General features: G+C 59.0%; 2 protein-coding genes. One reads left to right on the forward strand and one right to left on the reverse strand.

Features of this window, described 5'->3' with window-relative positions; genetic code table 11:
- Nucleotides 1–73 precede the first annotated feature (73 nt).
- Entirely contained in the window at nucleotides 74–517 is a 444-nt protein-coding gene (locus AC1DWI_RS22645; RefSeq protein WP_477668564.1) for a rhodanese-like domain-containing protein, read from the reverse strand.
- 200 nt (nucleotides 518–717) lie between these two features.
- On the opposite strand from AC1DWI_RS22645, the gene AC1DWI_RS22650 reads away from it, so the two are divergent.
- Nucleotides 718–1,552 (forward strand): PPK2 family polyphosphate kinase (locus AC1DWI_RS22650; protein WP_477725845.1); only part of this gene is annotated, 835 nt, incomplete at its 3' end.

Raw genomic sequence — 1,552 nt, forward strand, 5'->3', positions numbered from 1 at the left:
GTCCAACCGTCATTTAATTACATATTCAAGTTACARAAAGTAGATGTACCGGCCACCGAAGGTGGCAGTCATCTCAACCCTGCTTCCACGGCAAGCCCCAAAAACGCCAGCCACCCTTGCGGCCGCGCTGCCCCTGCTCATCAGCATCGCCTTCAAAACCTTCGAGGATGTTGTAAGCCTGGACACCCAGCTCGGTCGCGCGTTTGGCCGCTGCGACCGAACGTACGCCGCTGCGGCACAACAGCACTGCCTTCTTGCCGGCAGGCACGGCGTCCTTCAGTCCTTCCTCAAAACCAGCATTGATCGCCATGCCCGGCCATTGCTTCCAGGCCAGAGGTACTGCGCCGGGCACATAGCCCACCCATTCACGTTCGGCGTCGGTCCGCACATCCACCAGCACGGCTTCACCCGACTGCATCCACTCAAAAGCCAGCTGTGGAGAAATATCGCCGGCATAACCGGAAGCAGGCTGGACACCAGGCCGCGCGGAAGCATTTGCAGAAGTGTTTTTTTCCATGACAGGGCCTCTCAGTTCAAATGTTGACCAACAGGTATATGGGCGTGTATGCATCTCATGGCAACGGCCCAAACCAGCAGATCAAGTTTATCCACCTGAAACCACCCATCAGACGGTGAGGGGCATAGGCTGGCCGCGCGCCCTCCTCACGTGGGCTGGGCATGCACAATCATCCTACCGATGAACTGCAGGAGACCCGGATGCCCCGCAACAACGCCGACACACCTTCTCCACAAGAGGTACAGCCTGGCAAGGCAAGCTTCAAGGCGCTGGCCAAAACCGTAGCCCCCTGGCAACCCTCCCCGACGAAGCCCAAGGGGTTTTCCCTCGCCAGCCTTGACCCGGCAGCCAAGCCGTTCTCGACGGGCGACAAGCTACGTGATAAAGCTGCCGTCGAAGCACTGGCCACGGAGATTGACGGATTGCAAAACCTGTTTTACGCGGACAAACGCTACAAACTTCTTGTGGTCCTGCAGGGAACGGACACCTCAGGCAAGGACGGGACATTGCGCGGTGTCTTTGGGCGCATCAGCCCGCTGGGCGTACGGACGGTCAGCTGGAAGGCTCCGACGGAAGATGAGCGGGCGCATGACTACCTGTGGCGAATCCATCAGCAGTTGCCGGGCACGGGGGAGATCGTGATTTTCAACCGCAGCCATTACGAAGATGTGTTGGTGCCGCCCGTCAACGGATGGATCACATCGGCACAAACAGCACAGCGGTTCCGGCACATCAACGACTTCGAACGCATGCTCTCGGAAACCGGTACGGTGATCCTCAAGTTCATGTTGCATATCAGTCCCGATGAGCAAAAGCAACGGCTGCAGGAGCGACTGGATGACCCCGCCAAACACTGGAAATTCAGCGCGGGCGACCTGGAGGTCCGCAAGCAGTGGAAGCAGTACCAGAAGGCTTACGAAACGCTGCTCCAGGCCACTTGCACTCCTTGGGCACCCTGGACCGTGGTGCCAGCGGACTCCAAGACGCATCGCAACCTGATGATCGCCACCCTCGTCCGGGCCAGGTTGCAGGAAC

This window comes from Polaromonas sp. P3_C2, assembly GCF_056402675.1.

Bases quoted from the DNA above. Each gene is read 5' to 3' on its own strand.
- AC1DWI_RS22645 (WP_477668564.1), bottom strand. From the start codon at position 517: ATGGAAAAAAACACTTCTGCAAATGCTTCCGCGCGGCCTGGTGTCCAG.